Here is a 9,664-nt window from a genome sequence, read left to right on the forward strand (position 1 = left end):
AGACAAGACAAGACAAGACAAGACAAGACAAGACAAGACAAGACAAGACAAGACAAGTAAAAAGTCAGCATCCTGATGGTGCTGACTTTTTACTATACTTTAGATTTCAATCCCAATCATCAAGCCGCCCTCTTCAGCATAGAAGCTGCACAGGCCCTTGCAAGTGTCAATTCCGACCTTGGACTTTGGGTATTCCTTTTTGTACAAGTCATGCAGGTCACTGGCCGTCTCCAGGTTGTGGACGTGGTCAATCTCTACGCGCCCGCCGCAGTAGCCAGTCTCCTTGCACTTAGCAACCACGCTGGCCAAGGCTTTTTTATCGCCTCTAGCCTTGCCTAAGGGTTCAATCAAGCCTTCATCAGCCCAGCCATAGACCCAAATCTTCAGCATCCCCAGCATCTTCCCCACCACCGGGTTCAGCCGGCCATTATTAACCAGGTTAATGACCGACTTTAAGGCAAAAAAGGTCTTCAGGTGGTTTTCAAAGTAGTCGTTGACTTCGCCGACAATTTCCAAAAAGGCCAAACCCTGTTCCTTTAATTCGGCGATTTTTTTGGCACCTAAGCGCTGAACTGGGCCCGCGCCGTAGCTGTCAAAGACGTAAATTTTCACTTCTGGGTGCTCTTCTTGGTAGAGGTTAGCGGCTTGGACAGCGGAATTGTAGCTGCCTGAGAACTTTTTCGAAATAGTGATGACAAAAATTTCATCCTCGCCTTCATAAGCCTTCATCCAAGAGTTGATGCTTGGGCAGGCAGAGGTAGTCTTCATCCCTTTTTCGGCATTTTCGTTAAACTTCACTGGATCAAAACTCTCGTCATCGGTCCAGGTGGTGTCTTCTTGAATCAGGTAAAGGGGCACCACTTCCAGTTGGCAATCCCCCAGTTGGCCCGGCAGCATGTTAGCAGCTGAGTCAACGATAATTTTCGTTTTCATGTTTTTGTTTTCCTCGTTATCGGTTTTCTAAAAACTGATCTTAGTCTATATTATCATTTATCCCTTGTCAAGCTTTTCAAAAACCGGTGAGAGATTTGTTATAATTGAGGTAGTAAGATTGTTTCCTTGGAGGCGACGATAACGATGACTACGACCACTTCTTTACAAAACTTCCACCTGCCCCGCTACCAGGACCTGCCCCAAATGGGCCTGTATCTGGAACAAACCGCCAGCTACATCAACGATGTTTTGGCCCCTTTGGGCAATGTCAGCCTGACCTCGTCAATGATCAGCAACTACGTCAAGCAGGATTTGATTTTTTCCCCAAAGAAAAAGCTCTACAGCCGCCAGCAAGTAGCAGAGCTGATTTTTATCGCCATTGCTAAAAATGTCCTGCCCCTGGCTGATCTCAAAAAGGGGCTTGAATTGCAAAGGAGCAGCTACGACACCCAGACCGCTTATGACTACCTGGTGGCGGAACTCGAAAACGTCCTGGCCTACGTTTTTGGCTATAAAGAACAGCTCGACGAGATCGGCCACGACCACAACGACTACAAACACATGCTGCGGAACATCATCATGGCCGTCAGCTACAAGGTTTACCTGGACCAGTACTTTGCAAAATTAGGTTAAGTCAAAAAAACAGCTAATAATATAAAAACGAGGATGATCAGCCTTTGGCTTGATTATCCTCGTTTTAATTTTTTGCCTTTAAATTGTCATCAAGGTCTGATAGATGATCGGACCATAGTGCGGATTTTCTACTAGGTGGAAGTTGGCCAAAACCTTGATCTCTCCGCCGCCGCGGTTGATCACCCGGTACTTCAATTGGTCACTTTCCTGCTGGTTGTCTTTAAACTTTTTCAGCCAATCCTGCACCCGTCGCAGGTCCCGCGGCGCCACGACGTGGACGGCTTGAGTGTTGACTTCGTCATAAAAGTCCCACAAGTTGTCGTAGCCTAAGAGCTGCAAGGTTCCCTGGTTGACAAACAGAATCCGCCCATCTTCTTGGGAATAGATCATCAGGGCCACCGGAATGTTCGACGCGATATCGTGGAGGGTAAAGCCCAGCTGGGCCCTTAGGTGCTTCTGCCCCTGACCAGAATAGCGCTGAGCTTGTCCCTTGCCGGACAATTTTACGTCATAGAGGGCTTCGTCTGCCTGGTTGAGCAGCTGTCGCATGCCATGCCCCTGCCTAGGGCTGTCGGCGTAGCCGATCGACAGACTGTACCTGATCTGCTTTAAGTAGTGGGTCAAGTAGTAGTCAGCCTGGGCAATCCGGTTAATAAACGGCTCGCTTTCTTCAGCGGTTAGGTCCAAAAAGGCAACCCGGAACTCGTCCCCGCCTGTCCGGCCAACGATGCCCTTTTTTCCAGCAACTTGACTGAGACTCTTAGCCACCTGCTTCAAGACCTGGTCACCCACCTGGTGGCCGTAGAGGTCGTTAAAGAGCTTGAAGTCGTCAATGTCGATCATGGCCACGGTGAAAGGCGAATTTGGCTTACTCTGCATGAACCGGCGGAGCTTGATCTCAAAGCCCTGCCGGTTGTTGATCCCGGTTAAGGCATCAATCGTCGCCTCTTCTTGAATTTGCCGCATACCAGCGAGCCAGTTGACGACTAAAATGCAAATCAGGAAAACTGCCGCCATTAGCAGCGCCACATAAGTCGAATCGCGCTGGGCCTTTTGCCGGTAAGTCCAGCCGTCTGTTGGCGAAACCACGATCTTCCAAGTGCTGCATTTGGCATCTGGCTGGAAACTGTAACTGACGCCTTTAGCAACCTTTTCCTTTGACTGCATCAGCAACTGGTACTGCTTAGATGCCGGCGTTTTGGACTTTAAAATCTGATAGTTGTAGCCAACCTGCTCCAGGTTGCGGTAGGCTACCGAGAAAAAAGCATTCGTCTTAATCGCAATGCCGGCAGTGCCCCAATATTTGCCCTGGCGAAAAACTGGCCGGTAGGCTAAGAGATAGCTTTGGCCCTGTGCTTTAATTCCACCTTGAAAAACGGTAGTACGTTTTTTCCGGGCATAGCTCACTAAACTTGAGTCTGGCTTAGCCGAGAAGTCGGTTTTGGCAGCCCGGTCATAATTCTGCCTTTGACCACTAGCTGGAATTAAGTAAATACCAGCAAGATAGCCGTTAGCCAGCTGCTGGGCCTGCACTTGAAAATGATCAATCTGGCCGTCCGTTCCCACCGTCGTCCGCTCGACTTCTTTAACTACGCTCTCTGACCGGCCTAGTTCCGGCAGAAAGGAAGTCGCCGCCAGCTTGGCCACCCGTTGGGCTTTGGCTGTTTGCTTTTGCTCATAGCTGCTGTAGCAGTTTTTGATAAACAGGGTCGTGCCCACTAGCAAAACACTAAAGATGATTAGCAGTGCGCAATAATCTTTCTTTTGCATTTTACCTTTCTTTCTCATCCCACAACTCCTTCATTCCTGATCATAGTACTTCTGATTATAATCTAATGGAAATGTAAATTCAATCAAAAAGACATAGATAGCGGATTCTTGATATAAAAATTATTATTATCACTTGGCTTTTGTAAGTGATTTTTTAGCAAAGATAAAAAAGCGCATAAAAAAACTAGCTGATCCAGCTAGTTTTGAATTATCACTATTTCCTTATATAAGCAGACTCATCAGTCTGACTAATCAATCTTTTTGATGTCAGGAATGTTGGATTCCTTAGAAATGTAGTGTGGCCGGTGCTTGCTTTCCATGTAGACCTTGGCTAGGTACTGCCCCATTACGCCCAGGCTGAGCATGATCAAGCCGCCGATAAAGATGATGACGCAGATCAGCGACGCCCAGCCGGCCACCGGATCGCCGCGGAGCAATTTTCTGATGATCACGACCAAGAGCATGATAAAGGACACGCCGGTCATGAAGATCCCCATCCATGACGACAAGGTCAATGGCACTAGGGAGAAGTTGATGATCCCATCGATAGCGTACTTAAACAGCTTCCAGAAGTTCCACTTGCTTTCGCCAGCAACTCTTTCCACGTTTTCATAAGGCAGCCAGTAGGTCTTAAAACCGACCCAGCCAAAGATCCCCTTAGAGAAGCGGTTGTATTCGCTCATTTCCACGATGGCATCGACCATCTCCCGCCGCATCAAGCGGAAGTCCCGGGCCCCGTCAACAACGTCGGCATCGGAGATCTTGTTGATGATCTGGTAAAACTTGTGGGCAAACCAGCTTCTGATCGGCGGCTCCCCCGTCCGGTTTTCCCGGCGGGTCGCCACGCTGTCGTATTCCCCAGAATCCAGAATCTTGATCATTTCCGGCAAGAGGGCTGGCGGGTCCTGGAGGTCCGCATCCATCACGGCCACATAGTCGCCGTGGGCGTTGACGAAGCCAGCATACATAGCGGCTTCCTTGCCGAAGTTTCTTGAAAAAGAAATGTAAAAGACGTGGGGATCTTTTTCCGCCAGGTCCTTCATGATTTCCAGGGTCTTGTCCCGTGAGCCATCGTTGACCAGGATGATTTCGTAGTCATCCGGCAATTTTTCCAAAACTTCCTTGGCTACTGGGTAAAAAAGGGGCAGCGCCGCTTCTTCGTTGTAGCAAGGAACGATAATCGAAATTTTTCTCATTGCTTGTCTGCTTTCTCTAACTTTTTATCTTTCTTCTCTATTATTCTACTCGTTTGTTTTTTCTGCTTTTTCTTTTTGTCTTTTAACTAAAAAGTATGCCAGTAAGATCAACAGGCCGGGCCAGGCTAAAAGTGAAATGGCGATAATCAGCTTCATCACGATTGACTCATTAAAGGTCAAGTAGGCCACGTTTTTGCCAACTTTGCTTGCAACTTTTGGCGCCCCGATCCGGTTGTGCTGGTAGCTGGTCAGCGTTTTGCCGTTGACTACCAGGTTAGATTGGTGGTAGGTCACGACGGGCAGGCGCTGGGCCTTGCCCTGCTTGCTCTTCCAAGTGATCTTTAGTCCGCCCTTGATGGTCTTGACCTTGACCTTCTTGCGAAGTTTTTGGCTTAAAACCGACTTCTTGTAGGCCATTTCCGCCTTCAAGGTTTGATTTTTGACGTATTCTTTCTTCTTATAGCCTTCAGCCCAGCCCTTAATAACGGGCTTCGGGTCTTGTTTGTAAATTGGCAAATAGTCGGCTACCGACTTCTGCGTCACCGTCAAAAAGGCGCTAAGGTCTTCCGTGTGGGTTTGGGCGTTAGCCTGCTTCAAGGCCTTGACTCGCTCTTTCTTCAGCTTTTTGCGGGCTTGGTCGCTCAGCTTCTTGCGCTCTTTTTGGGTCAAATAGGTGCTGAGCTTGCTCCCCAGCTGGGTGTTGGCGTTGTTTTTAACGCCGGCAATGTAGCCCTTCCAGGCATCCTCATTCAAGTATAGCACGGCGCTATCGATGCTGACCAAGGCGGCCGCGACCAGCACTGGGTAAACGAACCATTTGCCCTTAGCCTTTTTTAAAAAGCCTTCTGCACTCAGGGCCAAGCCGATCATTAACAGCGGGTAGGCGATGCAGGTGAAGCGGGCCGGGAATTGCAAAAATCTGGCCAAAAAGGGCAGGCGGTTAGAAATGTGGCTCCAAGGCAAGAGCTTAGAAGCTAAGAAGAGCCAAAAAGTCCCATACAAGGTGATGATGGTGTTCAGCTTATTGTCCTTGTGCTTCCACAAAACGTAAATGGCTTGGGCCAAAAAGATGTAAAAGAGCCAGTAAGTCAGCCCGGTTCTTTGGTTGTAGCCAAGGAGGCCGTGAGGACTTGGCCAGACGCTGGTGTGGCTCAGCTTAAGAGCATTTTTGCTCATTGACATGGTGGCTGGAGCCGCCAGGGTGTTGGTTTTTGACAGCCAGAGCAGCGGCGCCAGGGTGTTCAGGGTGAGCAGCAGGGCTAGGCCAACCGCCTTGGCTGTCTCCACTAGGATTTTTTGCTTGGCGCTTTTTGCTGGATGCTTGACCAAGGCGTAGATCCAGGCTGGCAAGAGGAAGGCCATGTACATGACCGCCGTTAACAGGTGGGTTTCTAGCGCCAGGCTCATGAGCAGGGCCAGCTTGATCCAGTGAACCGGCTTTTCCCGGTCAAAGACCAGGTCATAGGCCACAATCAGGCCAAAGGGCATGATGGCCGCACTGATCCCAGAAAAGTTGGTTGCGATTTGCCAGCGGGGCAGCCATCCGATGGTCATGTAAAGCAGGGCTAGCGGCGTTGCTACGCTCCGTCTCGCCTTAAACTTGCGCAGGGCCCAGTACATGCTGGTCCCGCCCAGGCTGAAGACCAAGAAGGAGCTGACGATCTGGTATCTGTACCAGGTCTTGACCGCCAGCACCAGCAGCCCATTTAAATAGGCAAATAAGGGCCCGTAGAGGGCGTTGATCACCCGGCCGGAGTGATTATACCCATACAAGCTCATCAGCCAGCTAAAGTTGCCGTGCTTGATCTGCTGGGCCGTTTCAAAGAAACGGTTATAGTGAAAAATCGTGTCTGACCCGATAATGACGTTGCCTGTCCGGGATTGCCGGTAAGCAAAATAGGCCGCTAAGCCAATAATTGCCAGATATGGCAGGCCAGCAAGCCAGTAATGATGTTTACTTGAAATATTTTCCGTATTCTCTTTTTCCTGATTCATCTTTCTTCCAATCTGTTTACACTTCTTCGATCTATCCTGCTTGCTGACTGTTAACACTATAATCCAGTCAAGCCAAGCTTGTCCTGACATTTTGTAAGAAAAAGCTATCTTTTTATCTACAAAGTCAAATATATAGTAAATCTATTCACCAGCGCTTTCAAGTGCCGAAAAAACGGCTTTACCTCTTTTTAATCATAGCTTTTTCTATATCTTTACGTAATCGTATATTTTAGATACCAAAAAAGCAGTCGAGGGTTCGACTGCTTTTCAGGTAGTGTATATGTTGTGTATATCAGGGAAAGAAAAATATAAGAAATATGAGTTATAGAAGAGTTCTCCATCTCTTCTATAGTTCTAACTATACCGGCCATTTTTGAACATTCTATGATCAAGTTGGTGCGGATCAATGAAATTAAAAAATAACGTTGTTATTTTTGACTGTTATTTTCTAGTAAAGAAAACGTATTCTTGGCAGAAATTGGCAATTTCTTGTATCTTTTTTAGGGTTATAGGTTTATAATTATTACCTGTTATGTACCTTTAAAAAATATCTACTACAAGGAGAACAAGATTTTGATGCACAACTTGTTAAATGAGTTCTTTTCTACTGGACTCATGATTCTGTTCGGTGTGGGAGTACACTGCGATGACGTTTTGAACAAGACTAAGTACCACGGTTCTGGCCACATTTTTGCCATTACTACTTGGTCATTCGGCATTACCGCCTGCCTCTTTATCTTCGGCGGCGTTTGCATGAACCCTGCAATGGCTCTTTGCCAAGCTATTTTGGGCTTGATCCCATGGTCAAGCTTTATCCCTTACACGATCGCTGAATTCCTCGGCGCCTTCGCTGGTGCCTTGCTGGCCTACTTCATGTACGCAGACCACTTCAAGGCTTCAGAAGGCACGATCGATGGGATTGCAACGAGAAACATCTTCTCAACCAACCCTAACGAACGCAACTTGCCTCGTAACTGGATGGTCGAAATGATCGCCACTACCATCTTCTTGACTGGTATCTTGGCTATCGTTGCCAACTACGAAAAGTTTGGCTTCACTCCACTCCTTGTGGGTCTCTTGGTATGGGCAATCGGTATGGGCCTTGGCGGTACTACTGGCTTCGCCATGAACCAAGCCCGGGACCTTGGTCCTCGTTTGGCTTACCAAATCTTGCCAATCAAGAACAAGGCTAACAACGACTGGCAATACGGTCTGCTTGTTCCTGGTACTGCTCCATTCGTTGGCGCAGTTTTGGCCGCAGCCATCGTTAAGTACTACTTGAAGCTGCACATCTAATAGCAAAAGCGCTGGATTTGATCCAGCGCTTTTTATTTTTCCCCTGACATGGTAGCCACGACCTTTTTCTCGATGTCCTTGACCCCCAGCATGGTAGCCACGACTTTTTTCTCGATGTCCTTGACCCCTGACATGGTAGCCACGACCTTTTTGGCCGTGGCTAACTACACTAGGGGGAAGCAACAACCAAAAATCGCCGTGGCTACCTACACTTGGGGGAAGCGACGTCCCAAAACGGCCGTGGCTAACTACATTAGGGGGAAGCAACAGCCAAAAACGGCTTCGATCGTTTCCGACGTCAGATCGCCCTACTCTACCTGTCCGCCGCTTACTAGCAAAATCTGGTCAGCCAGCCTTTGGGCTAACCGCAAGTCGTGCAGGACCAGGCAGATGGTTAGGCCACGCTCTTTGTTGATCTTTTTGCTTAAGGTTAAAAATTCTTCCTGAAAGCGGAGGTCCATGTTGTTGGTCGGTTCATCTAATAAGAGTAGCTCCGGTTCTTGCACCAGGGCGCAGGCCAGCCACACCCGCTGCTTCTGTCCGCCCGATAAGGCCGACATGGATCGGTCCCGCAGCTCAGACAATCCTAGTTCAGCCACAACCTCTTCCACCACCTGGTCTACCTGGTTAGAAAAAAGCGAGTAGTACGGCAAGCGGCCAGCCGCCACGACCTCTTCCACGGTCAAATCCCCGTACAACCGGCTTTCTTGTTCCATCAGGGCCACTTTTTGGGCGAAATCCTTTTTAGAAAAAGCATCGTAAGGCTGACCATTTAGAAAAAGTTGTCCACTTTGCGGTTCAAGCTGCCGGGCCAGCAATTTCAAGAGGGTCGACTTGCCCGACCCATTTTCACCAACAATCGCCGTAATCTGCCCAGTTGGAATTTCAAACGACGCCTCGCTAAGTATGGGGCGTTTTTTGTATGAAAAAGTAACCTTCTCTGCTTTAATCATTTTTCCCCTCCCGCACCAGCAAGTAAATCAAAACCGGGCCGCCAACGATGGCCAAAAGTAAAGTTGCTGATAGTTCATTGAAGACCAGCCGGCCAAGAGTATCGGCTACTGCCAAAATGGCGCTGCCGGCAAGCAGAGTTAATGGCAACTGATTCTTCCCCTTGGGGTCCAGCAGCCGGGCCAGTTGCGGGGCCAGGATGCCTAAAAAGAATACCGGTCCTAGACTAGCCGTGGCCGCTGCCGCCAAAAAGGCCGCGATAGCTAACAAGATCAGCCGCAGCTTGCCAGCCTCAATCCCCCAGGACTGCAGCTTTTCGTCGCTGAACTTCAAATAGGTCAAACTCGGCGCCAGGATGGTTGCAGCTGCTAAAAGTGGCACCGCCAAGAAGACCACAGTTAGGCTGCTGGTCCAGTTGCTGGTCGCCAGACTCATGCCGCTTTGCCCCGTCACCTCTTCCAAGGCGCTGAAGCAGGCGTTCAGGCCTAGACCGGCCAAAATTAGCCGGTCTGGAGAGATTTTTTGCGAAAAATAAAATAGCAAAACGATGGTCAAGCCGCCCCCAATGAAGGCAGCCAAGATCTTGCCCAGGTAAAGGCCGGGAAATAAAATTCCAAAAAAGAGGGCAAAAAAGTTAGCTGAAGCTGACACCCCGATGATGCCGGGGTCGGCGACAACGTTCCGCAAAGCCGCCTGCAAGAGCAGGCCACTGACCCCAATGGCCGCCCCGCCGATCAAGGCTGCTAGCAGTCGCGGCAGGCGGAGGTTGACGATGATCAGGGAGGCGTTGGCTCCTAAATTCACAAAGAGGGCTGCCAAGCTGGAGGCCACAATCGCCGCCTGCAAGGCCAAATAAGCCCAAAATATTTTATTTCTCATGATTATTTCCC

General features: G+C 49.0%; 8 protein-coding genes. 2 read left to right on the forward strand and 6 right to left on the reverse strand.

Annotation, left to right across the window (positions count from 1 at the left end; translation table 11 throughout):
- Positions 1–99: 99 nt before the first annotated feature.
- On the reverse strand, positions 100–933 hold the full coding sequence (locus ACI4WN_RS03285) for a DegV family protein (protein ID WP_439776948.1): 834 nt from the start codon (positions 931–933) through the stop codon (positions 100–102).
- Between the two features lie 144 nt (positions 934–1,077).
- Here ACI4WN_RS03285 and ACI4WN_RS03290 point away from each other — a divergent pair, with 144 nt between their 5' ends.
- On the forward strand, positions 1,078–1,566 hold the full coding sequence (locus ACI4WN_RS03290; protein WP_439776947.1) for a DUF1836 domain-containing protein: 489 nt from the start codon (positions 1,078–1,080) through the stop codon (positions 1,564–1,566).
- A 78-nt stretch (positions 1,567–1,644) separates the two neighbouring features.
- On the opposite strand, the gene ACI4WN_RS03295 is transcribed toward ACI4WN_RS03290, so the two are convergent.
- The 3 genes from ACI4WN_RS03295 to ACI4WN_RS03305 form a co-directional block, all read right to left on the reverse strand.
- Positions 1,645–3,354 carry a diguanylate cyclase domain-containing protein gene (locus ACI4WN_RS03295; protein ID WP_439776946.1) on the reverse strand — a complete coding sequence of 570 codons (1,710 nt, stop codon included), beginning with the start codon at positions 3,352–3,354 and terminating at the stop codon, positions 1,645–1,647.
- 230 nt (positions 3,355–3,584) lie between these two features.
- The gene (locus ACI4WN_RS03300) at positions 3,585–4,532 is read right to left on the reverse strand and encodes a glycosyltransferase family 2 protein (protein WP_008461444.1); all 948 of its coding nucleotides are present in this window, start codon (positions 4,530–4,532) and stop codon (positions 3,585–3,587) included.
- Between the two features lie 45 nt (positions 4,533–4,577).
- Positions 4,578–6,527 carry a 6-pyruvoyl-tetrahydropterin synthase-related protein gene (locus ACI4WN_RS03305; protein ID WP_439776945.1) on the reverse strand — a complete coding sequence of 650 codons (1,950 nt, stop codon included), beginning with the start codon at positions 6,525–6,527 and terminating at the stop codon, positions 4,578–4,580.
- Between the two features lie 573 nt (positions 6,528–7,100).
- Here ACI4WN_RS03305 and larD point away from each other — a divergent pair.
- Entirely contained in the window at positions 7,101–7,823 is a 723-nt protein-coding gene (larD, locus tag ACI4WN_RS03310) for a D/L-lactic acid transporter LarD (RefSeq protein WP_439776944.1), read from the forward strand.
- Positions 7,824–8,131: 308 nt separating this feature from the next.
- On the opposite strand, the gene ACI4WN_RS03315 is transcribed toward larD, so the two are convergent.
- Both ACI4WN_RS03315 and ACI4WN_RS03320 read right to left on the reverse strand, forming a co-directional pair.
- On the reverse strand, positions 8,132–8,776 hold the full coding sequence (locus ACI4WN_RS03315; protein ID WP_439776943.1) for an ABC transporter ATP-binding protein: 645 nt from the start codon (positions 8,774–8,776) through the stop codon (positions 8,132–8,134).
- The coding region (locus tag ACI4WN_RS03320) for a FecCD family ABC transporter permease (protein WP_439776949.1) at positions 8,769–9,664 on the reverse strand (896 nt) is incomplete at its 5' end. The genes ACI4WN_RS03320 and ACI4WN_RS03315, both read right to left, overlap by 8 nt.

It is taken from the genome of Lactobacillus sp. (assembly GCF_051893255.1).
In the GTDB taxonomy this organism is placed as follows: domain Bacteria; phylum Bacillota; class Bacilli; order Lactobacillales; family Lactobacillaceae; genus Lactobacillus.